This window comes from Dyella sp. LX-66, assembly GCF_018599165.1.
Classification (GTDB): Bacteria; Pseudomonadota; Gammaproteobacteria; order Xanthomonadales; family Rhodanobacteraceae; genus Dyella_D; species Dyella_D marensis.
In genome coordinates, this window is record NZ_JAHFVJ010000005.1 from 405000 (window position 1) to 427554 (window position 22555).

General features: G+C 69.5%; 27 protein-coding genes. 11 read left to right on the forward strand and 16 right to left on the reverse strand.

The features are described from left to right. The first annotated feature begins 47 nt into the window (after window positions 1-47). The 3 genes from KK141_RS12645 (at window position 48) to KK141_RS12655 (ending at window position 1679) form a co-directional block, all read left to right on the forward strand. Window positions 48-611, forward strand: coding sequence for a C40 family peptidase (locus KK141_RS12645; protein WP_214572467.1), 564 nt, complete (start codon window positions 48-50; stop codon window positions 609-611). Between the two features lie 111 nt (window positions 612-722). Then, window positions 723-1187, forward strand: coding sequence for a MarR family transcriptional regulator (locus tag KK141_RS12650; RefSeq protein ID WP_214572468.1), 465 nt, complete (start codon window positions 723-725; stop codon window positions 1185-1187). Between the two features lie 51 nt (window positions 1188-1238). Further along, on the forward strand, window positions 1239-1679 hold the full coding sequence (locus KK141_RS12655) for an organic hydroperoxide resistance protein (protein WP_167258014.1): 441 nt from the start codon (window positions 1239-1241) through the stop codon (window positions 1677-1679). A 70-nt stretch (window positions 1680-1749) separates the two neighbouring features. Here KK141_RS12655 and KK141_RS12660 read toward each other — a convergent pair whose 3' ends face one another. Both KK141_RS12660 and KK141_RS12665 read right to left on the reverse strand, forming a co-directional pair. Continuing rightward, window positions 1750-2235: a peptidylprolyl isomerase gene (locus KK141_RS12660; RefSeq protein WP_214572469.1), complete on the reverse strand. Its 486-nt coding sequence runs from the start codon at window positions 2233-2235 to the stop codon at window positions 1750-1752. 247 nt (window positions 2236-2482) lie between these two features. Further along, window positions 2483-3709, reverse strand: a complete 1227-nt coding sequence (locus KK141_RS12665; protein WP_214572470.1) for an MFS transporter — start codon at window positions 3707-3709, stop codon at window positions 2483-2485. Window positions 3710-3865: 156 nt separating this feature from the next. Here KK141_RS12665 and KK141_RS12670 point away from each other — a divergent pair, with 156 nt between their 5' ends. Then, window positions 3866-4534 carry a class I SAM-dependent methyltransferase gene (locus KK141_RS12670; RefSeq protein WP_214572471.1) on the forward strand — a complete coding sequence of 223 codons (669 nt, stop codon included), beginning with the start codon at window positions 3866-3868 and terminating at the stop codon, window positions 4532-4534. Window positions 4535-4636: 102 nt separating this feature from the next. Beyond that, window positions 4637-5965 (forward strand): DEAD/DEAH box helicase, encoded by a 1329-nt coding sequence (locus KK141_RS12675; RefSeq protein ID WP_214572472.1) that lies wholly within the window; start codon window positions 4637-4639, stop codon window positions 5963-5965. Between the two features lie 106 nt (window positions 5966-6071). On the opposite strand, the gene rimJ is transcribed toward KK141_RS12675, so the two are convergent. The 3 genes from rimJ to KK141_RS12690 all read right to left on the reverse strand — a co-directional run bounded on the left by rimJ (window position 6072) and on the right by KK141_RS12690 (window position 8294). Beyond that, on the reverse strand, window positions 6072-6617 hold the full coding sequence (gene rimJ, locus KK141_RS12680; RefSeq protein WP_214572473.1) for a ribosomal protein S5-alanine N-acetyltransferase: 546 nt from the start codon (window positions 6615-6617) through the stop codon (window positions 6072-6074). After that, on the reverse strand, window positions 6614-7459 hold the full coding sequence (gene fghA / locus KK141_RS12685) for an S-formylglutathione hydrolase (RefSeq protein ID WP_250901721.1): 846 nt from the start codon (window positions 7457-7459) through the stop codon (window positions 6614-6616). The genes rimJ and fghA overlap by 4 nt, the downstream gene beginning before the upstream one ends. Before the next feature lie 85 nt (window positions 7460-7544). Further along, window positions 7545-8294, reverse strand: coding sequence for an SDR family NAD(P)-dependent oxidoreductase (locus KK141_RS12690; RefSeq protein ID WP_214572474.1), 750 nt, complete (start codon window positions 8292-8294; stop codon window positions 7545-7547). Between the two features lie 121 nt (window positions 8295-8415). Here KK141_RS12690 and KK141_RS12695 point away from each other — a divergent pair, with 121 nt between their 5' ends. Further along, window positions 8416-10311: a DEAD/DEAH box helicase gene (locus KK141_RS12695; RefSeq protein WP_214572475.1), complete on the forward strand. Its 1896-nt coding sequence runs from the start codon at window positions 8416-8418 to the stop codon at window positions 10309-10311. A 112-nt stretch (window positions 10312-10423) separates the two neighbouring features. Continuing rightward, window positions 10424-11212 carry a class III extradiol ring-cleavage dioxygenase gene (locus KK141_RS12700; protein WP_214572476.1) on the forward strand — a complete coding sequence of 263 codons (789 nt, stop codon included), beginning with the start codon at window positions 10424-10426 and terminating at the stop codon, window positions 11210-11212. On the opposite strand, the gene KK141_RS12705 is transcribed toward KK141_RS12700, so the two are convergent. After that, entirely contained in the window at window positions 11199-11537 is a 339-nt protein-coding gene (locus tag KK141_RS12705) for a cupredoxin domain-containing protein (RefSeq protein ID WP_167257996.1), read from the reverse strand. The two genes, KK141_RS12700 and KK141_RS12705, sit on opposite strands and share 14 nt — an antisense overlap. Continuing rightward, window positions 11534-12487, reverse strand: a complete 954-nt coding sequence (locus tag KK141_RS12710) for a metallophosphoesterase (protein WP_214572477.1) — start codon at window positions 12485-12487, stop codon at window positions 11534-11536. The genes KK141_RS12705 and KK141_RS12710 overlap by 4 nt, the downstream gene beginning before the upstream one ends. A gap of 143 nt (window positions 12488-12630) precedes the next feature. Here KK141_RS12710 and KK141_RS12715 point away from each other — a divergent pair, with 143 nt between their 5' ends. Continuing rightward, window positions 12631-13203 (forward strand): sigma-70 family RNA polymerase sigma factor, encoded by a 573-nt coding sequence (locus tag KK141_RS12715; RefSeq protein ID WP_214572478.1) that lies wholly within the window; start codon window positions 12631-12633, stop codon window positions 13201-13203. Further along, on the forward strand, window positions 13190-13939 hold the full coding sequence (locus KK141_RS12720) for a zf-HC2 domain-containing protein (protein WP_214572479.1): 750 nt from the start codon (window positions 13190-13192) through the stop codon (window positions 13937-13939). The genes KK141_RS12715 and KK141_RS12720 overlap by 14 nt, the downstream gene beginning before the upstream one ends. A gap of 19 nt (window positions 13940-13958) precedes the next feature. Here KK141_RS12720 and KK141_RS12725 read toward each other — a convergent pair whose 3' ends face one another. Together KK141_RS12725 and KK141_RS12730 are read right to left on the reverse strand one after the other, a co-directional pair. Beyond that, on the reverse strand, window positions 13959-14318 hold the full coding sequence (locus KK141_RS12725) for a YkgJ family cysteine cluster protein (RefSeq protein ID WP_214572480.1): 360 nt from the start codon (window positions 14316-14318) through the stop codon (window positions 13959-13961). 170 nt (window positions 14319-14488) lie between these two features. After that, a complete protein-coding gene (locus KK141_RS12730) occupies window positions 14489-15349 on the reverse strand; it encodes a neutral zinc metallopeptidase (RefSeq protein ID WP_214572481.1) in 861 nt (286 codons plus the stop codon). Between the two features lie 168 nt (window positions 15350-15517). Here KK141_RS12730 and KK141_RS12735 point away from each other — a divergent pair, with 168 nt between their 5' ends. Then, a complete protein-coding gene (locus KK141_RS12735; protein ID WP_214572482.1) occupies window positions 15518-15913 on the forward strand; it encodes an MAPEG family protein in 396 nt (131 codons plus the stop codon). A 3-nt stretch (window positions 15914-15916) separates the two neighbouring features. On the opposite strand, the gene KK141_RS12740 is transcribed toward KK141_RS12735, so the two are convergent. Next, window positions 15917-16684, reverse strand: coding sequence for a class I SAM-dependent methyltransferase (locus KK141_RS12740; protein WP_214572483.1), 768 nt, complete (start codon window positions 16682-16684; stop codon window positions 15917-15919). 13 nt (window positions 16685-16697) lie between these two features. After that, the gene (locus KK141_RS12745; protein WP_214572484.1) at window positions 16698-18251 is read right to left on the reverse strand and encodes a TerC family protein; all 1554 of its coding nucleotides are present in this window, start codon (window positions 18249-18251) and stop codon (window positions 16698-16700) included. Window positions 18252-18455: 204 nt separating this feature from the next. On the opposite strand from KK141_RS12745, the gene KK141_RS12750 reads away from it, so the two are divergent. Beyond that, window positions 18456-19271 (forward strand): type II CAAX endopeptidase family protein, encoded by an 816-nt coding sequence (locus KK141_RS12750; protein ID WP_214572485.1) that lies wholly within the window; start codon window positions 18456-18458, stop codon window positions 19269-19271. Here the strand turns inward: KK141_RS12750 and KK141_RS12755 are convergent. The 5 genes from KK141_RS12755 to KK141_RS12775 form a co-directional block, all read right to left on the reverse strand. Beyond that, window positions 19268-19828, reverse strand: coding sequence for a Maf family protein (locus KK141_RS12755; RefSeq protein ID WP_214572486.1), 561 nt, complete (start codon window positions 19826-19828; stop codon window positions 19268-19270). The genes KK141_RS12750 and KK141_RS12755 overlap by 4 nt on opposite strands. 11 nt (window positions 19829-19839) lie before the next feature. Beyond that, window positions 19840-20292, reverse strand: coding sequence for a GNAT family N-acetyltransferase (locus KK141_RS12760; protein WP_167257977.1), 453 nt, complete (start codon window positions 20290-20292; stop codon window positions 19840-19842). Window positions 20293-20355: 63 nt separating this feature from the next. Next, on the reverse strand, window positions 20356-20826 hold the full coding sequence (gene rlmH, locus KK141_RS12765; protein WP_214572487.1) for a 23S rRNA (pseudouridine(1915)-N(3))-methyltransferase RlmH: 471 nt from the start codon (window positions 20824-20826) through the stop codon (window positions 20356-20358). Window positions 20827-20913: 87 nt separating this feature from the next. Next, the gene (rsfS, locus tag KK141_RS12770; RefSeq protein WP_167257973.1) at window positions 20914-21303 is read right to left on the reverse strand and encodes a ribosome silencing factor; all 390 of its coding nucleotides are present in this window, start codon (window positions 21301-21303) and stop codon (window positions 20914-20916) included. A 111-nt stretch (window positions 21304-21414) separates the two neighbouring features. Then, window positions 21415-22482: a nitronate monooxygenase gene (locus KK141_RS12775; protein ID WP_214572488.1), complete on the reverse strand. Its 1068-nt coding sequence runs from the start codon at window positions 22480-22482 to the stop codon at window positions 21415-21417. Window positions 22483-22555: the final 73 nt, after the last annotated feature.

The following is a 22555-nucleotide window of genomic DNA, read 5'->3' on the forward strand; positions in this document are numbered from 1 at the left end:
ACTTATTGATTTGCTAGCCTCGCGCCGTCGCTCGCCAGGGAATTCCGATGCGCCAGGCCACCGCCGCCCCGACCACCCGCCCGCCGCTCGCGCTGCGGCATGCGGCGCTGGCCGTGGTGCTGCTGGCGCTGGCAGCTTGCTCCAGCGCCCCGCGCCGGCCGCAGCCCACGTATAAGGAATCGCGCTCCTCGCTGGCCAACCTGCCGGCGCGCGCGCCGGACGGCGCCGCGGGCACGGCCAACGACGTGCTGTTCCGCGCCATCGCCCTGGTCGGCACGCCGTACCGCTGGGGCGGCAATACGCCGGACGGCGGCTTCGACTGCAGCGGCCTGGTCGACTACATCTATCGCCAGGCGGCCGGCCTGCAGTTGCCGCGTACCTCGCGCGAGATGTCGGCCATGAACGGCCGCCGGGTCGGCACCATGACCGACCTGATGAGCGGCGACCTGGTGTTCTTCGGCAGCGGCAGCGGCATCAGCCACGTCGGCGTCTACGTCGGCAAGGGGCGCTTCGTGCATGCGCCCAACAGCGGCGGCACGGTGCGGCTGGACGATATCGACGGTCCGTACTGGAAGGACCATTTCGCCTTCGGCAAACGGCTGCTGGACTAGCCTCCCCTGGTTTCTCCCTTCGCTTCGGCGCGCCCGCAGGGGTGCCGCCTATCGCAGCGATTGAAAAATTGAATTGTACACAATTGAATTTTGCACCTAAGGTTCGCTGCCATGAAGACCGCCAAGCCCACCACCAGCCCGGACGCCCTGCTGCTCGACCAGCAGCTCTGCTTCGCGCTCTACGCCGCCTCGCGCGCCGTGACCGCGGCGTACCGGCCGCTGCTGGAGTCGCTGGACCTCACCTACCCGCAGTACCTGACCATGCTGGTGCTGTGGGAGCAGGACGGCCTGGCGGTACGCGAACTGGGCCGCCGCCTGCAGCTGGACTCCGGCACGCTCACCCCGCTGCTCAAGCGCCTGCAGCAGGCCGGCCTGGTGTCGCGCGAACGCCGCACCAGCGACGAGCGCGAAGTGGAAATTCGCCTTACCCCGGCCGGCCGCGAGCTGCGCGCCTCGGCCGAATCGATCCCCGCCTGTCTGGCGGCCCGGCTCTGCGTCGGTCCCGACGACATGCGCCGCCTGCGCGACGAACTGCGAGAGCTCGCCGCGCGGGTGCTGAGCCCCACCGACGTCTGACCTTACCCATCACCCACCCCGCACCACATCACACCCACCGAGGAAACGATCATGAGCAACGGCACTGTCAGCAAGATCCTCTACACCGCCACCGCCACTGCCCACGGCGGCCGCGAAGGCCATATCAAGAGCAGCGACGGCGTGCTCGATTTCGACCTGAAGGTGCCGAAGGAACTCGGCGGCCCAGGCGGCCACGGCAGCAACCCGGAACAGCTGTTCGCCGCCGGCTACGCGGCCTGCTTCGAAGGTGCGGTGCGCTACGTGGCGCGCGAGCAGAAGGTGGCGCTGAAGGATGCTTCGGTCACCGCCCAGGTCGGCATCGGCCCGCGCGAACCGACCGGCTTCGGCATCGCCGTGAAGCTGGAAGTGAGCCTGCCGGGCATCGACCGCGAGGTGGCGCAGAAGCTGATCGATACCGCGCACAGCGACATCTGCCCCTACTCGCACGCCACCCGCGGCAATGTGGACGTGCAGATCACCCTGGCGGCCTGATCGCTCCACCGCCAGGCGAAAAAAAACGGCGCCCCAGGCGCCGTTTTTCATGCCATCGCGAACGATGCGCTCAGTGCGCCTCGGCGCCCGGCGGATGCGCGTGGCCGTGCTGGATTTCTTCCTCGCTGCCGTCGCGCACTTCGTTGACGGTGACGTCGAAGTGCAGGGTCTTGCCGGCCATCGGATGGTTGAGGTCCACGTCGACCGCGCTCATGCCCACCTTGTGCACCACCACCACGCGGTGGCCGCCCTGCTTCAGCGCCAGCACGGTGGTGTCGCCGGCCTTCAGCTTCTGGCCGTTCTGGAAGTACTTCTTGGGCACGCGCTGGATCTGGCCTTCCTGGCGCACGCCGTAGCCTTCTTCCGGCGCCACTTCCACCTGCAGCTGGGCGCCGGCCTCGTGGCCTTCGAGCGCCTTCTCCAGGCCGGGGATCAGCTGGCCATGGCCCAGCAGCACCCACAGCGGCTCGTTGCGATCGAGCGAGCTTTCCACCTTCTCGCCGTCCACCGTCAAGGTGTAGTGGAGCGAGATGACCTTGTCCTTGCCAGCCTTCATTGCCTGTCTCGTGATGTGCGAAAAGACGACATTCTAGCAGAGGCCTTGAGCCCCTCTCCCTCCGGCGACCCGAAGGTAGTCCCTGTGGGAGAGAGGGGTTGGGGTGAGGGTACGGGCGGAGCGCAAGGGTGGTGTGCACCGCTCCGGCCGAACCCTCATCCGGCTGCCGCCACCTTCCTCGCTCCTCAAAGCCGGGCACATCCCTGTGCCCTCCCTGCGTGCTCCCGGAGGGAGAAGGGTTCACTAGCTAGCGCTCTCCGAACCCCACACCATGCTTCTCCGGCCCCAGCCACACCAGAAAAGCCAGAATTAGCGCGATCCCGGCGATCCACGCGCCCATGGCGAAGGCCAGGTCGCCGCCGCGCCACTCCGAGATCAGGTTCTGCGCATTGGCCGTATAAGCCGCCAGCAGGTTGCCCAGCTGGTAGGCCACCCCGGGCAGGGTGCCGCGCACGGCGTCGGGCGACAGCTCGTTCAGATGGGTGGGGACCACGCCCCAGGCGCCCTGCACCATCACCTGGATCAGGAAGGCGCCGACCGACAGCCACAGCATCGAGCCGCCGTACATCCAGAGCGGAATCACCGGAATCGCCAGCAATGCCGCGGTCATCATGGTGCGCCGCCGCCCGTAGCGTTCGGACAGGCCGCCGAAGAACAGGCCGCCGAACATCGCGCCGAGATTGAGCATGGCCACCAGCAGGAAGGCCGCGCCGGAGCCGGTCGGCAGGTGCAGGACCTCTTCCTCGAAGGTGTGGTACAGGTCCTGCGAGCCATGGCTGAACATGTTGAACGCGGCCATCAGCAGGGTCAGGTAGAAGGCCAGTTTCCAGTGGCCGCGCATCTGCTCGAACAGGCCGCGCTTGGCGCGCTCCTCGCGCCCCGCTTCCCACACCGGCGATTCCGGCACGCTGGCGCGGATGTACACCACCAGCAGCGCCGGCGCGGCGCCGACGATGAACAGTCCGCGCCAGCCGATGTGATCCACCAGCAGCCAGTTCACCAGCGCGCCGAGAAAGAACCCGCACGGATACCCGCTCTGCAGCAGCCCCGAGACCAGCCCGCGCGTGCGCGCCGGAATGCTCTCCATCGCCAGCGACGCGCCCAGGCCCCATTCACCGCCCATCGCCACGCCGAACAGAAAGCGCAGCACCAGGAACACGGTGAGCGTAGGCGCGAACGCGGTGGCCAGTTCGAACAGCGAGAACAGCACCACGTCGATCATCAGCACCGGCCGCCGCCCGTAGCGATCGGCCAGCCGTCCGAACAGGAAGGCGCCGAGCGGCCGCGCCGCCAGGGTGAGGAACAGGCCGTACAGCACCTGCGCCTTGTCGGCGTGGAATTCCTTCGACACCGCGACGATCACGAAGGTCAGCAGGAAGTAGTCGAACGCATCCAGCGTCCAGCCCAGGAAACTCGCCAGCACGGTGTGGCGCTGCGTGGAATTGAGTTCGCGCAAGGGCTCGAACAGGCGCATGGAAGCTCCATCGATGGCGGCGAGTGGCGCCACAAGACACCAATGCGCTCCACGGTGCAAGGCCGCTTCCGCTCAGTACGGAACATTCACGCCATGCCAATGGAATCGCTGCAAGGCGGAGGCTAGTCTGCGGGACCCGGAATTTTTTGCGGACCGATGGATTCCCTCTCGCACCGAGACATCGCCGCCTGCTACGACAGCCGTTTCCAGCGCGGCTATGTGCGCGGCAAGCTCGCTTCCGATCCGGTCTATGCGGCCACCGCCCAGGCCATCGGCGGCAGCGCCCTGCCCCTGCTCGACATCGGCTGCGGCATCGGCCTGCTCGGCCTGTACCTGCATGCGCGCGGCATGCTGCCGCGCTACCTGGGCCTGGACCGCGACGAGCGCAAGATCGCCGAAGGCCGCGCCGCGGTGCGCCGCGCCGGCCTGGAACAGGCGATCGAACTGCGCACCGCCGATGCAGCCGCGCTGCCGGCGCTGCAGGGCCACGTGGCGCTGCTGGACATGCTGCATTACCTGCCGCGCCGCGAGCAGGCCGCGCTGCTGCGCGCGGCCATCGCCCATCTCGCGCCCGGCGGCACCCTGGTGATCCGCAGCGTGCTGCGCGACGGCAGCTGGCGTTTCCACGCCACCCGGGCCGAGGAGCTGTGGCTGCGCCTCAGCGGACTGATCCGTGGCGGCGCCCAGCACTACCCCTCCACCGACGAGCTGCGCCGGCCGCTGGAAGCGGCCGGGCTGGCCGTTTCGGTGAGCCCCCTGTTCGGCTACACCCCGTTCAACAGCTACCTGCTGGTGGCGCGCCGGCCCGGTCAGGCAGCCGCGTAACAATTCGGTTATACTTGGCGGCGCGGCAACCGCCGCCCTCCCCTTTTGAACACTGCAACGCGGTTCGCAAGACGCTCCGGGTTGCGCCTGGAGCCATCCATCATGTCTTTCGAATCGCTGGGCCTCGCGCCCGCGTTGCTGCGTGCGCTTGCCGAACAAGGCTACGCCAACCCCACCCCCATCCAGGCCGGCGCCATTCCGGTCGTACTGGAAGGCCACGACCTGCTCGCCGCCGCCCAGACCGGCACCGGCAAGACCGCCGCGTTCGCGCTGCCGCTGCTGCACAAGCTGTCGTCGGCCCGCCCGGCCACCACGCGCCGTCCGCATGCGCTGGTGCTCACCCCCACCCGCGAGCTGGCAGCCCAGGTCAACGACAACCTGCGCGACTACGGCCGCCACCTGCGCGTGAGCAGCACCACCATCTTCGGCGGCGTCAGCATGGGCCCGCAGATGCAGGCGCTGCGCCGCGGCGTCGACGTGGTGATCGCCACGCCGGGCCGCCTGATCGACCACATGCAGCAGCGCAGCATCGACCTGTCCGGCATCGACACGCTGATCCTGGACGAAGCCGACCGCATGCTCGACATGGGCTTCCTGCCGGCGCTCAAGCGCATCCTCGCGGCGCTGCCGAAGCAGCGCCAGACCCTGCTGTTCTCGGCCACCTTCGCGCCGCCGATCAAGGCGCTGGCGATGCAGTTCATGCACGAGCCGCGCGAGGTGTCGGTAACGCCGCCCAATACCGTGGCCACCACGGTGAGCCACCACGTGCATCCGGTGGACGCGGCGCGCAAGCGCGACCTGCTGCTGCACGTGCTGGCCCAGGACAGCCGCCGCCAGACCCTGGTGTTCAGCCGCACCAAGCACGGCGCCGACAAGCTGGTGCGTTATCTGGAAACCGCCGGCCTGCGCGCCGCCGCCATCCACGGCAACAAGAGCCAGAACGCCCGCACCCGCGCGCTCAGCGACTTCAAGACCGGCCGCGTCACCGTGCTGGTGGCCACCGATATCGCCGCGCGCGGCATCGACATCGACCAGCTGCCGATCGTGATCAACTTCGACCTGCCGATGGTGGCCGAGGACTACGTGCACCGCATCGGCCGCACCGGCCGCGCCGGCGCCGACGGCCTGGCCGTGTCGCTGGTGAGCCACGACGAATCGGGCCTGCTGCGCGACATCCGCCGCCTGCTCAAGCAGGAGATCGCGATCACCGACGTGGCCGGCTTCGAACCCTCGCAGCCGCTGCGCCTGGATGCCGGCGCGCCGCGTCCGGTGCAGGGCCAGCGCCAGCCGCAGGGCCAGCGCCAGCAGCGTCCGTCGCGGCCGGCGCCGTCGCATCGTCCGCACGGACATGCCCAGCAGGGCAGTGCCGAACGCGCCAGCGACGGCAACCACAAGCGCCGTCGCCGCCGCCGGCCGGCCGCGAAGGCCTGAACTTCGCGAAAGCCCGACGTAGGTTGGGGTGAGCCGCAGGCGAACCCCAAAACGACCCCGCTCATAAGTTTAGCGCTGTTGGGGTTCGCCTGCGGCTCACCCCAACCTACCCTCTGGGATGGATCAGCGCCGTGAGTACGTGATCCTCCCACTTGCCGCCGATGCACAGATAGCGCTTCGCATAACCCTCGCGCTCGAAACCCAGCCGCTCCAGCAGGCGTCCGCTGCGTTCGTTGCGCGGCATGTAGTTCGCCATCACGCGATGCAGCCCCAGCGGACCGAACGCCCAGGCCAGCCCGCTTTCCAGCGCTTCGCGCATCAGGCCCTGCCCCTGCCAGCGCTGCGCCACCGCGTAGCCGAGATGGCAGGCCTGGAACACGCCGCGCACCAGGTTGGCGAGATTGAACGTACCGATCACTTCGCGCTCGTCGTGGCCGAGCACCAGGAAGGCGTAGCCGCGATCGAGCCGGATCGCTTCGCGCCAGTCCGCGATGGTCTGCGCGCCGTGGCCCAGCGTGTAGTAGCGCTCCTCGCGCAGCGGTTCCCACGGCGCCAGGTGCTCGCGGTTCTCCATGCGGAAACGCCACAGCGCGGCCGCATCCGCCTCGTTGGCGTGGCGGATGCGCGTGCGCGGCGTCAGCAGGATGGTCATGCCTCCAGCGCCCGCGCGTGGTGGCGCAGGTGGTCCTCGATCAGGCTGGCGATGAACCAATAACTGTGGTCGTAGCCGGCGTGGCGGCGCAGCTGCAGCGCCTGGCCGGATTCGGCGCAGGCCTGGTCGAACAGTTCCGGACGCAATTGCTCGGCCAGGAATTTATCCGCCTCGCCCTGATCGATCAGGATCTCGCCGCCGAAGCTGCGCTCGCGCACCAGCTCGCAGGCGTCGTACGCCGCCCATGCGGCGGGGTCTGCGCCGAGATAGCGCGGCAGCGCCTTGCGTCCCCACGGCACCTGGGTGGGCGCGACGATCGGCGCGAACGCCGACACCGAGCGATAGCGTTCGGGATGCTTCAGCGCGAGGGTCAGCGCGCCATGCCCGCCCATCGAATGGCCGCAGATGCCGCTGCGTTCGAGTTCCACCGGAAAGTGCCGCGCCAGCAGCGCGGGCAGTTCGTCCACCACGTAGCTGTGCATGCGGAAGCGCGAAGACCACGGCGCCTGCGTGGCGTCCACGTAGAAACCCGCGCCTTCGCCGAATTCCCAATCGCCGGTGGCGCCTTCGATGCCGGTGTCGCGCGGGCTGGTATCCGGCATCACCAGCACCAGGCCCAGCTCCGCCGCCACGCGCTGCGCGCCGGCCTTGATGGTGGCGGTTTCCTCGGTGCAGGTCAGGCCGGCCAGGAAGTACAGCACCGGGCAGGCGCGCGATGCGGCCTGCGGCGGCTGGTACACCGCGAAGCGCATCGGGCCGCCGCAGGCGGACGACGCGTGGCGGTAGAAACCCTGCACGCCGTCGAAGCTGCGCTGCTCGGCGATGATCTCGATCTCGGACATACCCCTTCCTTCATCCATAGTCTGCGGCTTCGTTCAGCCGCTCTGATCGGCCGCTCCGATCAACCGCTCCGATCAGCCGCTCCGATCAACGCTCCTGATCGGTCGGCCGCATCAGCACTTCGTTGATGTTGACGTGCGCGGGCCGCGTCACGCAGAACGCGATCGTCTCGGCCACGTCCTGCGCCTGCAGCTGGCGCATGTTTTCCGCCCAGCTGTTGGTGGCCTGGCGCGCGGCCTCGTGGCCGATATGCTCGCGCAGCTCGGTGGCCACCGCGCCCGGCTCGATCACGCTCACGCGGATGTTGTGCTGGTACACCTCGCGCCGCAGCGATTCGGAAAACGCATTGACGCCGAACTTGGTGGCCGAATACGCCGCCGCGTTCGGATTGGACACGCGCCCGGCGGTGGACGAGATATTCACGACGTGCCCGTCGCACCGCTCGCGCATGCCCGGCAGCGCGGCCTGGGTGGCGGCGATCAGGCTCATCAGGTTGAGCTGCAGCATGCGTTCCCAGCGTCCCAGGTCGGCCTCGATGATCGGCTCCAGGTACATCACGCCGGCGTTGTTCACCAGGATATCCAACCGGCCGTAATGCGCTTCCGTCTCGCGCACCACGCGCTGCGCCTCGGCGCTGGACTCCAGGTCGGCCGTCAGCACCAGCGGCTCGGCGCCCAGGCCGGCCAGGCGCACGGCCAGTTCGTCCAGCCGCTCGCGGCGCCTGGCGGCGATCGCCACCCGGGCGCCGGCCTCGGCCAGGGCCAGCGCGGTGGCCGCGCCGATGCCCGAAGAAGCTCCCGTGACCAGGGCTACGCGCCCCTGCAAACGCCGCTGCATACGAATTCCTTAAGGGGAATGGGGGTTTTTCACCTTACATCCCGCGGCTTGGGGCGGCCAGGCTGCTACAATGGCCGCCTTCTCACGCATGCGCGCCGCGCCTGCCCTGTCGAGGTTCCCCATGTCCTCCCCGTCCTCCGAATCCCAGCCGGCGGCCGCCGGCTTCGCTGCGCTCGCGCTCAAGCCGGAAGTGCTCAAGGCGTTGTCCGACGTCGGCTACGAGTCGCCGTCGCCGATCCAGGCCGCCACCATCCCGCCGCTGCTGGAAGGCCGCGACGTGCTGGGCCAGGCGCAGACCGGCACCGGCAAGACCGCCGCGTTCGCGCTGCCGATCCTGTCGCGCATCGAACTCAAGCCCGGCAAGCCGCAGGCGCTGGTGCTGGCGCCCACGCGCGAGCTGGCCATCCAGGTGGCCGAAGCGTTCCAGCGCTATGCCGCGCACATGCCCGGCCTGCAGGTGCTGCCGATCTACGGCGGCCAGAGCTACGGCCCGCAGCTGCACGCGCTCAAGCGCGGCGTGCAGATCGTGGTGGGCACGCCCGGCCGCGTGATCGACCATCTGGAACGCGGCACGCTGGACCTCTCCGAACTCAGCTACCTGGTGCTGGACGAAGCCGACGAAATGCTGCGCATGGGCTTCATCGACGACGTCGAGAAGGTGCTCGAAGCCACCCCGCCGGAGCGCCGCGTGGCGCTGTTCTCGGCCACCATGCCGCAGCCGATCCGCAAGATCGCGCAGCGCCACCTGAAGGATCCGGTCGAGGTCACCATCAAGGCGGCCACCACCACCAATACCAATATCCGCCAGCGCTACTGGTTCGTCAGCGGCCTGCACAAGCTGGACGCGATGACGCGCATCCTCGAGGCCGAGCCGTTCGACGCGATGATCATCTTCGCGCGCACCAAGCAGGCCACCGAGGAACTCGCCGAGAAGCTGCAGGCGCGCGGTTTCGCCGCCGCCGCCATCAACGGCGACATCGCCCAGGCGCAGCGCGAGCGCGTGATCCAGCAGCTGAAGGAAGGCAAGCTCGACGTGCTCGTCGCCACCGACGTGGCCGCGCGCGGCCTGGACGTGGAGCGCATCAGCCACGTGCTGAACTACGACATCCCGTACGACACCGAAAGCTACGTGCACCGCGTCGGCCGCACCGGCCGCGCCGGTCGCAGCGGCGAGGCGATCCTGTTCGTCACGCCGCGCGAGAAGGGCATGCTGCGCGCGATCGAGCGCGCCACGCGCCAGCCGATCGAGGAAATGCGCCTGCCCACCGTCGAGGCGGTGAACGACGTGCGCATCGCCAAGTTCAAGCAGCGCATCAGCGACACGCTGGCGGTGGGCGAGCTGGGCATGTTCCAGCAGCTGATCGAGCAGTACGAGCAGGAACACAACATCCCCGCGATCGAGATCGCCGCCGCGCTGGCGCGCATCTCCCAGGGCGACCAGCCGCTGCTGCTGAGCCCGCCGCCCAAGCGCGAGCAGGCACCGCGCGAACATGGCTTTCGAGAGCAGTCCCCGCGCGAGCAGCGCGAACACCGCGACGACCGCCACGGCGGCGACCGCGAACGCGCACCGCGCCAGCAGCGCGAGCGCGACGGCGCGCCGCGCGAATTCGGCACGCGCCCGGTGCGCGCGCACCAGACCGAGCAGGGCAAGCGCACCTATCGCGTGGAAGTCGGCCACGAGCACGGCGTGAAGCCGGGCAACATCATCGGCGCCATCGCCAACGAAGCAGGCCTGGAAAGCCAGCACATCGGCCGCCTCAGCATCCGCAGCGAATACAGCCTGATCGACCTGCCCGACGGCATGCCCAAGGAAGTGTTCGAGCACCTGAAGAAGGTGTGGGTGGCGCAGCAGCAGCTGCGCATCCGCGAATGGGACGGCGACGACAGCGGCGCGGGCGAGGCGCCGCCGCGCCGTGCCGGTGGCGGTGGCGGCTACCGTCCGGGCGGCTTCAAGGGCGGCCAGGGCGGCCCCGGCGGCAAGCGTCCCGGCGGTGGCAAGCCGTTCAAGAAGCGCTGACTCTTCAGGCGTTGCGCATCGTTTCGCATGCGCAACGCTTAGTCCGAATCGGCACGGCTACCGCCTGCTGACAGCGCCCATACTCTAGGACGGTCCCCCAGAGACCGTCCCCATGACCGCCCTCCCCAGCCTCTACATCTCCCACGGCTCGCCGATGACCGCCCTGCATCCGGGCCAGGTCGGCGAGCGCCTGGCCGAGCTGGCCCAGGCCATGCCGCGCCCGCGCGCCATCGTGATCGCCTCCGCCCACTGGCTGGCGCGCCAGCCCACCGTGGGCGGTGCGGCCCGGCCGGAAACCGTGCACGACTTCTACGGCTTCCCGCGCGAACTGTTCGAACTGCGCTACCCCGCGCCGGGCGACCCGGCGCTGGCCGCGCGCGCGGTGGAACTGCTGGACCGCGCCGGCCTGCCCACCATGCTCGACCCGCGCCAGGGCCTGGACCACGGCGCCTGGGTGCCGCTGCGCCTGCTCTATCCGAACGCCGATATCCCGGTGGTGCCGCTGTCGATCCAGCCGCAGCTCGGTCCGCGCCACCAGTACGAGGTCGGCCGCGCGCTGGCGCCGCTGCGCGAGGAAGGCGTGCTGGTGATCGGCTCGGGCAGCATCACCCACAACCTGCACGATTTCCGCGCCGGCTTCAGCGAAGACAACGAAGCGCCCTACGTGCGCCCGTTCATCGGCTGGATCGAAGAAAAGCTCGCCGCGGGCGATGTCGACGCCCTGCTCGACTACCGCCGCCAGGCACCGTTCGCCGAACGCGCGCATCCCACCGACGAACACCTGCAGCCGCTGTTCCTGGCGCTCGGCGCCGCCGGTGCCGATGCCCGCGCCGAACGTATCGACGCGGGTATCGACCTGGGCTTCCTGGCGATGGATATCTACCGCTTCAGCGCACGATGATGGTGCCCACCATGTGCGGGTGGATCGAGCAGAAGTAGGCATAGGTGCCGGGCTTGTCGAACACCGTCGCGTAGGTCTCGTCGGTGTCCATCGCCTTCGACGAGGCGAAGCGGTTGCCGGCGCTGACCACGATGTGCGGCTCGTCGTCGCGGTTGGTCCACACCACGCGCGTGCCCGCGCTCACCGTCAGCGCCTCCGGCACGAAGGCGAAATGCTTGATCTCGACCTTGGCCTGCGCCGGCTTGCCGGCGGCAGCCGCGGAACCTGCGCCCAGCGCTGCCACGCCCAGCGCCAGCGCCCGCCACCATGCGCGTGCGCCGCTCATGCCAGCACCTCCTCGGTCACGGCCAGCGCCTGCTTGCCGCGCACGTGGCTCACCTCGCGCACGCCCAGGTATTTCTGCAGCGAGCCGGGCGCGATGTCTTTCAACGGCCCCGGTGCATCCGCCTTGCCCGGCGCCGGTTGCGGATACGCGGTGGAGCGCGCGGTGTAGAAGGTGATCTTGCCTTCCACCTTCTGCTGGATCTGGTGGATATGCCCGTTGAGCACGCTGACCGAACCGAAGCGGCGCAGGTAAGTCATGGCCTCGGCGCTGTCGTCGGTGCCCCAGCCCCACTGCGGATACACCGTCCACATCGGCATGTGCGCGAACACCACCACCGGCATTTCCGCCGACAGCCCGGCGAGGTCTTTCTTCAGCCACGCCAGCTGGTCCGCGCCGAGCGAACCGAAGCCGCCGGCCTTGAGGTTCAGCACATTGATCAGCCCGACGAAATGCACGCCGCGGTGGTCGAAGCTGTACCAGCCGCCGGACTGCTGGTTCTGGCCGAAGCGGCGGAAGAATTCCGCGCCGTTGTCGCCGATCACGTCGTGCTCGCCGGGCACGTAGAAGGTGTGCGGCGCCTTCGCTTCCTGCATCAGGCCGGACAACGTGTCGAACTCCTCCGGCTTGGACAGGTGGGTGAGGTCGCCGGTGTGCAGCAGGAAATCCGGCTTGGTCGAGCGTGCGTTGATCTTGGCCAGCGAGGCGCGCAGCGTGGCGGCCACGTCGGGGTTCGGTTCCTTGTGGAAGCCGATATGCGAATCGCTGATCTGCACGAAGCTGAAGCTGGCATCGGCCGCCTCGCCGCCGGCCAGGCCGTCCAGGGCATGCGCCTGCAGCACCCCGCCCTTCATCAGCCATAAGGTGCCGGCCCCGGCCCAGGCCATGCATTGCAGGAACTGGCGGCGGCCGTGCACCGCCTTGTCGTCTTGTTTATCGTCGTGGTCTCGCATGGTGCGCTCCGAATGGACGGCCGGCTGGCCTGGTGACCGGCATCGACACGACCCCGGCGATTCGCAATACCGGCGGCACGGGCGGCCTATTCCCGCTTTTCGTCCACGGGAATAAAGTCGCGCGCAGCCAGGTATAAGCCCCCATGACCCTCGATGCGCCCCTGCCGCAGCACCGCGCCGAAGCCGCCTCCAACGCGCGCTTCCAGGCCCTGGTGCTGCCGTACCTGGACGCGGCCTACAACCTCGCCCACTGGCTGACCCGCAACGACGCGGATGCGCAGGACGTAGTGCAGGAGGCGATGGTGCGGGCGCTGCGCTATTTCGGCAGCTTCCACGGCACCGATGCGCGGGTGTGGCTGCTGGCGATCGTGCGCAACACCTTCTACACGCTGCGCGCCAAGCACGCGCCGGAGCTGGCGCGCGATCCGCTGGACGACGACAACCATCCGCTGGTCGACCCCGGCCCGTCGCCGGAAAGCGTGGCCCTGCTAGCGGTGGACGTGGGCGCCCTGCAGGAGGCGCTGGCGCGCCTGCCGGAAACCTGGCGCGAAGTGCTGGTGCTGCGGGAGCTCGAAGAGTGTTCGTACAAGGAAATCGCCGCGATCACCGGCCACAAGATGGGCACGGTGATGTCGCGGCTGGCGCGGGCGCGCGAGAAACTGCGCGAAGAACTCACGCATCGACCGAAAGAGGGGCGCCGCCATGACCTGCGATGAGTCGCGCCTGCTGCTGCACGCTTATCTCGACGACGAACTGGACGCCGCGCAAAGCGTGGAGATGGAACGCCACGTCGCCGCCTGCCCCGCCTGCGCCGCCGCGCAGCGCGAGCACGAGCGGCTGCGCAAGGCGCTGGCCCAGCCCGAGCTGTACCGCCGCGCGCCGGATGCGCTGCGGCGCCAGTGGGAGGCGCCACCCGCCGTTGCTGCCGTGCCGCGCCGCCGCCGTCCGCTGGCCCTGGCTGCCGCCGCCGGCTTTATCGGCGCCCTGCTGCTGTCGACGCCGGCCTGGCTGTGGCTGGCGCGGCCCGATGCGGCGCCGGCCACGGTGGTCGACGAGGCGATCTCCGGCCATCTGCGCTCGCTGCAGCCGCAGCATCTGATGGACGTGGTCTCCACCGACCAGCACACGGTGAAGCCCTGGTTCGAGGGCAAGCTGGATTTCGCGCCGCGGGTGAAGGAACTGGCCGAGGAAGGCTTCCCGCTGGCCGGCGGCCGGCTGGATGCGATCGGCGGGCGCAGCGTGGCGGCCCTGGTGTATCGCCGCCGCATGCACGCGATCAACCTGTACCAGTGGCCGGCGGACGGCGCGGATACACCGCAGTCGATCGCGCAGCGGCACGGCTATACGGTGATCGACTGGCGCCAGGGCGGCATGCGCTTCCTGGCGGTGTCGGACCTCAACGAAGGTGAGTTGAAGCAGTTCGCGCTGGCGTTCGATAACACCCCACATTGAATCAGGGCGCCGCGCTGAATCAGGCGGTCTGAGGCTCCGCCCAGTCCGCCGGCGTCAGTGGTGACAGCCCATACGCCGCCCGCGCCTTGTCGCACTGCGCACTGGGTGTGCCGAACTCCCACGCCGGAATCACCTCGCGGCACACCGACGGCCGCTGCGCGTAGATGCCGCAATGCACCGATTCCCCCACCGCGCCCTGCAGCGCCACGCAATGCGGCTGGCGCGCCTGGGTGCCGCGCATGGCCAGGCGGTGCGGGTCGATCTGCTCGGTCAGTTCGGACGGCACCGCGCCGCCCATGAAGGACTCGGCTTCGGACCAGTGGAAAGCCACGCGGAAGTGGGCACAGCACGCGCCGCAGCGCTGGCACGGATGGCTCATCGCGGTTGACCGAAGCGCACCCCCTGGCGCGCGGCGGCAGGATTGTGCCTGGGCGTGCCGGCCCACGGGAATATGACGTAGGTTGGGGTGAGCGCCAGCGAACCCCAACACTGCGATCACGTGCGGGGTCTGTTGGGGTTCGCCTTCGGCTCACCCCAACCTACGGCTCGCTACGGTTCGCCGGCGAAGGTGTTGCAGCTGCTCACCTTGCCGCTTTCGAAACCGGTGCGGAACCACTTCACGCGCTGCGCCGAGGTGCCGTGGGTGAACGAGTCCGGCACCACGCGGCCGCGCGCCTGCTGCTGCAGGGCGTCGTCGCCGATCTTGCTGGCGGCGTTGAGCGCCGACTCGATATCGCCCGCCTGCAGCCAGTGCAGGCGTTCCTGGCTGTGGTACGCCCACACGCCGGCGAAGCAGTCCGCCTGCAGTTCCTGGCGCACCGACAGGCCGTCGGCGCCTTCCATGCGCGCGCCCTGGCGGCGCGCCTGCTCGGCGCGGTCGAACACGCCCAGCAGGTTCTGCACGTGGTGGCCGACTTCGTGCGCGATCACGTAGGCGCGGGCGAAGTCGCCGGCGGCGTGGAAGCGGTCCTGCAATTCCTGGAAGAAGGCCAGGTCCAGGTACACCTTCTGGTCGCCGGGGCAGTAGAACGGGCCTACCGCGGTGGACGCCGCGCCGCAGGCGGTGTTCACGCCGCCGTTGAACAGCACCAGCCGCGGCTGCGTGTACTGCTTGCCGTTGGCGGCGAAGATGTCGCCCCAGGTCTTCTCGGTGGAACCGAGGATCGCGCTGACGAAGTCCCGCTGCTGCGGATCCACCTGCGCCGGCGGGCCGCTGGGCGCGGCGACCTGGCCGCCGCCCTGATCCACCTGGCTGAGCAAGGCGGTGGGGTCCTTGAAGAACACCATGCCGAGGATGGCCAGGATCACGATGCCGCCGATGCCTAAGCCGCGCCCGCCGCCGAAGCGCGGGCCACCGCCGCCGCTGTCGACATCGACGTTCTGACTGCGTTCGCCTTTCTGCCAATCCATGTGAGTGCCTTGTCTGCCGTGGGCGTCGCCGCGGACGATAACCCCATGCGCCCATACGCGCCACGTAGGTTGGGGTGATAACCCCAACAACCGGTGCGGTCAGCGGTGGTGTGATGTTGGGGTTCGCTATGCTCACCCCAACCTACGCCGATCCTTTTCGAGGCATCTATGTTCCAGCACCTCCCCGCCGTGGTCGTCCTGCTCACCGTGCTGCTGCAGGGCGGCACCGCCTACGCGGTGGGCCGCGCCCGCGCGCTGTACGGCGTGAAGGCACCGGCCACCAGCGGGCATCCGCTGTTCGAGCGCGCCTTCCGCGTGCAGATGAACACGCTGGAATCGACCCTGATGTTCCTGCCCGCGCTGTGGCTCGCCGCCACCTACGGCGCGCCGCTGTGGAGCGGCATCGCCGGGCTGGTGTGGGTGCTCGGGCGGGTGTGGTACGCGGTGGGTTATCTGCGCGATCCGGCCAAGCGCGAAGGCGGCTTCATCGTGGCGGCGGTCGGCCTGCTGGCGGTGCTGGGGATGGGCGCGATCGGCCTGGGCAAGGCGCTGCTGCTGGGCTGAGCCTCAGCCGGGCGCGACCGCGCTCAGCACCCATACGCAGTGCGGCACCGCCATCGGTTCCTGCGGATGGCGCGCGGCCAGCAAGGCCGCCAGTTCGCGGTCGAAACGCTCCACCGCATCCGGCGCCAGCGAGGCGCCGACACCCGCGCTGGCGCGGATGCGCCCGCGCCAGTCCGCGTGGCTGTACGGCACGGCCAGATCGAAGGAGAACGTGCGCACGTCGCCGAAGCCGGCCTGCCGCACGTCCTGCAGCCAGGCCGGATACAGGCCGCTGCCGCCGCCCAGCTTCCAGGCGGGGTTGTGCGTGCGGATCAGGCGCTCGGTGTCGTCGACCATGTTGCCTTCGAGCGGCAGCCAGTCGAAATGCGCGATCGCCAGCCGGCCGCCGGGACGCAGCCACTGCCGCACCAGGGCCGCCGCGCGCGGGCGGTCGAACCAGTGCCAGCACTGGCCGGCGGTGATCAGGTCGAAGCTGGCCGCGGGCAGCTGCGCATCCTCCACTCGTGCCTGCACTTGCCGCACCTGCACGCCGGCCGCGCGATCCAGCTCGGCCGCCTGCGCCAGCAAGGGCGCGGAAGGATCCAGGCCGGTGACATGGCAACCGCCCAGCGCCAGCCCGCGCGCCACCGTGCCGGTGCCGGTACCGAGATCCAGCGCCTGCTCGCCGGCGCGCGCCAGGCCTTCGTCGAACAGGCGCTGGAAGAATGCCGGCGGGAAACCCATGCGATGCCGCGCGTAGTCGCCCGCCGTCTTGCCGAAATCGACCTGCATGCGAAGACCTCCGTCAGTCCGCGGCTGTCACCCTGAGCCGCTCGATGCGCGCGCCGTCCATCGCCACCACTTCGAAACGCAGCCCTTCGCTGTCCAGGCTGTCGCCTTCGCGCGGCAGCCGGCCCAGCTGTTGCAGCACGTAGCCGGCCAGGGTGGAGAAGCTGCCGTCGCCGCTCAGCGTGCGGTCCAGCAGGTGCTCGGCGCGGCGCAGGTCCAGGCTGCCGTCGAGCAGCCAGGCGCCGCTGGTTTCCTGCATGGCGGAAGGGTCGCCGCTGTCGCCGCCGGGAAATTCGCCGGCGATGGTTTCCAGCACGTCGGTGGGCGTGACCAGGCCGAGCACGCTGCCGTATTCGTCCACCACCAGGGCGACTTGCAGCGGCGAGTGGCGGAAGGCGTCGATCAGGCGCAGCACGCTGAGCGACTCCAGCACGGTGAGCGGCTTGCGCACCACTTGTTCGGCCTCGATGCGGCCGTGTTCCAGCAGGCTGGCCAGCAGGTCGCGCGAGGAGGCCACGCCGACCAGCTGGTCGAGGTCGTCGCCCGCCACCGGCAGCCACGCATGCGAGGACGCGGTGAGTTCCGCGCGCAGCGTGTCGGCGCTTTCGCGCGGGTCGACCCAGTTGATCTCGGTGCGCGGGGTCATGATCGAGCGCACCGGGCGGTGCGCCAGATCGAGCACGCCGCGCACCATCGCCAGTTCGTCCTTGCCGAACACGCCCATGCCCACGTCGGCGGCCGCATCGGCGGCCTTGGGCGTGTCTTCTTCTTCCTCGCCGCCGGTGCCGAGCAGGCGCAGCACCGCACGCGCGGTGCGGTCGCGCAGCTTGCGCGGGCTGCTGAACAGCGCGCGCCGGCGATTGCGCTGCATGGTCTGGTTGAACACCTCGATCATGATCGAGAAGCCGATCGCGGCGTACAGATAGCCCTTCGGGATGTGGAAGCCCAAGCCTTCCGCGACCAGGCTGAAGCCGATCATCAGCAGGAAGGACAGGCACAGGATCACCACCGTCGGCCGCGCGTTGACGAAGGCGGTGAGCGGCTTGCTGGCGCTGATCATCAGGATCATCGCCACCACCACCGCGACCATCATCACCGACAGCTGGTCGACCATGCCGACCGCGGTGATCACCGAGTCGAGCGAGAACACCGCGTCCAGTACCACGATCTGCGTCACCACCAGCCAGAACCTGGCGTGGGCGCGGTTGCCCGCTTCGTGATCGTCGCCGCCTTCGAGCCGTTCGTGCAGTTCCAGCGTGGCCTTGAACAGCAGGAACAGGCCGCCCAGCAGCAGGATGATGTCGCGCCAGGACAGCGTGAAGCTCTGCCAGGACAGGATCGGCTCGGTCAGCTTGACCAGCCAGGACATCGCGCCCAGCAGCACCAGCCGCATCGCCAGCGCCAGGCCCAGGCCCATCAGGCGCGCCCGGTCGCGCTGCTGCGGCGGCAGCTTGTCGGCCAGGATCGCGATGAACACGAGGTTGTCGATGCCCAGCACGATCTCCAGCACCACCAGGGTGAGGAGACCGGCCCAGGCAGTGGGGTCGGCCAGCCAATCGAATGCGAACATGGGTCGGCGCCAGGACGCCTGCTTCCTCCGTATGAACCTCGGCACTATACAGGCCGTGTCCGCGGCAACCATGACGAAGGGCAGGATTGCGCGGCCGCGGCGGCGGCGATTAGCGTGAGTGCGTCGGCAACGGTCAGGGAGATGGGGAAAGGCCAGGCCTGGACTTCGGGCTTGCAGCCACACCACCCGCACAGGATGAACCCGATGGAAGCCCCCCGCCTCGACTCCGCCTTCACGCCCGCCGCAGCGCCGGCCGCGCCCAGCCTGTGGGCCGCGCTGGGCCTGATCGCGCTGTACTTCCTGCTGCAATACCTGGTGGGCGCGGTGGTGGGGCTGCTGGTCGGCCTGACCGTCGGCCTGCTGCACGGCTTCCGCCATGGCGAGGCGCTGGCGCAGATCCAGCAGTGGTTAGTGCAGCCGGACGTCAACGCGCTGATGGTGATCCTCACCCTGCTGATCACCGCCACCGTAACCCTGCTGCTGGCGCGCCGCCGCTGGCCCGCGCTATGGCCGCTGCCGGCGCCGCCCGGCTTCGGTTTCGCCGCGCCCGCGCAGCCCGGCTATTACGCGCTGGCCTTCGCGCTCGGCCTGATGCTGCCGTTCCTCGGCGGCCTGCTCACGCAGTGGTTCGCGCAGGGCCACGAAGTGAGCCAGGACATCAAGCAACTCGGCGCCGCCGCCTCGCCCCTGCTGCGCTTTCCGCTGGCCCTGCTGGTGGTGACGGTGGGTCCGCTGGTGGAAGAACTGCTGTTCCGCGGCGTGCTGTTCTCGGCAGCGCTGCGCTACGCGCCGCCGGGCGTGGCGATGTTCATCACCGCCGCACTGTTCGCCTGCGTGCACCTGCCGGACCTCGGTTTCCTCTGGTACGCCCTGCCCAACCTGCTGGTGCTGGGCATGGTGCTGGCGTGGCTGCGGCTGGCCTCGGGTTCGGTGTGGCCGGCGGTGCTGGCGCATGCCGTCAACAATGCGCTGGCGGTGGTGTCGTGGTTTCTGGTGACCGGGCAGACGCCGGGGACTTAAGCCACGCCGAAACGCCGCAGCAGCCGCGCGGTTTCGAATACCGGCAGGCCCATCACGCCGGTGTAGCTGCCTTCCAGATGCTCGATCAGCGTCGCGCCCAGGCCTTGGATCGCATACGCACCGGCGCGGCCGAACGGTTCGCCGCTGGCGACGTAGGCGGCGATGTCTTCGTCGCTGAGCGCCGCGAAGCGCACGCGGGAAATGCTGGTGGCGCTTTCCGCGCGCGCGCCCTGCACGGCCCACACCACCGAGATGGTTTCGTGCGTGCGGCCCGAAAGGCGGCGCAGCATGGCGCCGGCGTCGGCGGCATCGGCGGGCTTGCCGAAGACTTCGTCGTCGAGCACCACCTCGGTATCCGCGCTCAGCACCAGCGCGTCGTGCGGCAGCCCCGCGCGGCCCGCCTGCGCCTTGTCGCGCGCGACGCGGCTGACATAGTCCAGCGGCGATTCGCCGGGCGCGCGCTGTTCCGGCACGTCCACGTCCACCGGCTGGAACGCCACGCCGATCTGCTCCAGCAGCTGGCGGCGGCGCGGCGATTGCGAGGCGAGATAAAGCATCGGGGTTCCTTTCACAGCGTGAGGTGGTACTCGCGGAAGCCCTGCTCCAGCTCCCAGCCCATCGATTCGTACAAGCGCTGCGCCGCCACGTTGTCGTTGGCGGTGGACAGCGACATGCCGGACACGCCCATCGCCCGCGCATGCGCGGTGGCCGCATGCAGCAGCGCCGCGGCCACGCCGAAGCGGCGCCTGGCGGGTGTCACGAACAGGTCGTTGAGCAGATAGCGGCGCGTGGCGCGCACCGAGGAAAACAGCGGATAGAGCTGGGTGAAGCCCACGCCCTCGCCGTCCGCTTCATTCAAGGCCAGCAGGATCACCGACTCCGCATGCTGGAAACGCTCGGCCAGGAAGCGGCGCGACAGCGCGAGATCCGCCGGCTGCGCATAGAACTGGCGGTACGCGTCGAACAGCGGCGCGACAACGTCAAGATCATGGATGGTGGCCTGCCGCACGATGATGGACATGGAATGATCCGCCGCGGGAAAAGTGCGGGGAGCATAGCAAGGCCGCACGCTCGAACAGGACGGTCAGGCGCGGTGGTAGGGATGTCCCGCCAGCAGCGTAGTGGCGCGATACAGCTGCTCCGCCAGCACCAGCCGCACCAGCATGTGCGGCAAGGTGAGCGGACCGAGCGACCAGCTCTGGTCCGCACGCGCCAGCACCTCCGGCGCATGGCCGTCCGGCCCGCCGATCAGGAACGCGAGATCGCGGCCGGACATGCGCCACTTCGCCAGCTGCGCGGCCAGCTCTTCGCTGGACCAGGTCTTGCCGCGCCCGTCCAGCGCGATGACGTGGATGTCGCGCGGCAGCGCCGCGAGGATCGCGGCGCCTTCGTCCTGGATCGCGCGCGCGTCGTCGCGCCCCTTGCCGCGCGTGCCGGGCTTGAGCTCGACCAGCTCCAGCGGCAGCTCGTGCGAAAGGCGCTTGCGGTATTCGGCGAAGCCCTCGGCGACCCAGGCGGGCATGCGTTCGCCGACGGCGATCAGGCGGGCGCGCATAAGCGGAAGATCATCGGGAAAAAGAGGTGACGAAGCTATGGCGCGCACCGTCGCCGGTGCCGCGCGAAGCGAACCTGGCGCGGGCGCTCAGCCCGCGCCGACGGCCTGGCTGTCCTGCTCGCGGTCGCCCACGGTCCACAGCCGTTCGAGGCCATAGAACTCGCGGATGCGCGGCAGCATCACGTGGACGATCACGTCGCCCAGGTCCACCAGGACCCATTCGGCTTCCTGCTCGCCTTCCACGCCGATCGGCATCACGCCCGCCTTCTTGGCGAACTTGACCACTTCGTCGGCAATGGATTTGACGTGGCGCGCGGAAGTGCCGGAGGCGATGACCAGCAGGTCGGCGATGGAGGTTTTGCCGCGGACGTCGATTTCGCGGATGTCCTTGGCTTTCAGTTCTTCAAGCGCGTCGATGACGTGCTTGCGGAGGGTGGCGGTGTCGGCCGCCTTGTTGCGCTGGGAAGTCTGACTCAAGTGGGCGTGCCCTCGATGCGGATCGGCGCGCCCCACGCGTTGGGCGGAGGCGCGGGCGCAGTATACCGCCCCGCCCGGGAAGCCGCGTCAAGCCTGGGTTCTCCCCAGGTTTCAGTCGAACGCGCGGCGCGCCTGGGCGTACTCGTCCATCAGTACGGCGACCAGCTCGGCGGCCGGCATGGCGCGCGACAGCCCGGCGCCCTGCCCGCACCATTCGTTGATGAGGTCGGCGCGCCCCGCGGCGACCGCGGCCTTGCGCAGCGGCGAGGTCAGCGCATTGGTCACCGGATAGGCCGGCAGGCCGGCCTCGATGCCGGCCATGGCCTTTACGTAGGTGTTGCGCAGCCCGCGCGCGGCGCGGCCGGAAAACGTGGTGATGGTGGTGACCTCGTGCTCGGCCGAGGCCGGCAGGTCGCGCTTCCAGCCCGCCGCCGCGCCGCCTTCCGGGCAGGCCAGGAAGGCCGTGCCGAGCTGGCTGGCGGCGGCGCCCAGCACTTCGGCGGCGAGCATGCCGCGCCCGTCCATGATGCCGCCCGCGGCGATCAGCGGGACTTTCACCGCGCGCCGCGCCAGCGGCAGCAGGGCGAACAGGCCGATCATGCCGTCCTGCGCGTCGTGCAGGAACGTGCCGCGATGGCCACCGGCTTCCGCGCTCTGCAGGCTGATCGCGTCGGCGCCGCGCTCTTCCCAGGCGCGCGCCTCGTCGACCGTGGTGGCGGTGCCCACCACCACGATGCCGAGCTGCTTGAGCTGGCGCACCTGCGCCACGCTGAGCAGGTCGAAGGCGAAGCTGGCCACCGCGGGCCGCGCCTCGCACAGCGCGGCGAACTGGTCGTGGAAGGACGGCGCCCAGCGCGCGGGGATCGCCGTGCGGATGGACAGGCCTTCGCGTTCCATCAAGGCGTCGAGCGCGCGGCGCGCGTGGTCGACCGCGGCCATGTCCACCTCGAAGTTTTCCGGCAGCACGAACAGGTTGAGCCCGAACGGCTTGTCGCTGAGCGTGCGCACTTCGTCGGCCTGGTTGAGCAGCGCCTGCGGTTCCAGGTAACCCGCGCCCAGCGAACCCAGCGCGCCGGCATTGGACACCGCGGCAACCAGGGCCGGCGTGTTGGAGCCGGACATCGGCGCCTGGATCAACGGATGCTCGATGCCGAGCCGCGCGACGAAGGAGGGAGCCATGGCGTTTCTCCGCAAAGCGAAACCCGCGTATTACACCATGGAAAACACGACGGCCCCCGCTGTTGCCAGCGGG